We start from the raw sequence: 208 nt of genomic DNA on the forward strand, positions 1-208 counted from the left end.
CATATTTTGTATAACATCTTTCAAAAGTCTTTGAAGCAAACCGTTTTTTCCTACTACATCTTCCATGGTCTTACACTTTTTTACTTCTTCCTTGTAATTAATATTTGGTACCTTAGCTTCTTTCATTTGAAATATCTCCTTTTATTTTATTAAGAATATTATTCCAAATCTACCAATTAACTATGCAAAAATAATGGGTATAGATTTG

Annotated in this window: 1 pseudogene; it reads right to left on the bottom strand. The window is 26.9% G+C overall.

Annotation, left to right across the window (positions count from 1 at the left end):
* Nucleotides 1-126, bottom strand: a pseudogene (locus KM800_RS15615) (IS256 family transposase); the annotation flags it as partial.
* Between the last annotated feature and the right edge of the window lie 82 nt (nucleotides 127-208).

The organism is Clostridium tyrobutyricum (assembly GCF_019144085.1).
Classification (GTDB): Bacteria; Bacillota; Clostridia; order Clostridiales; family Clostridiaceae; genus Clostridium_B; species Clostridium_B tyrobutyricum_A.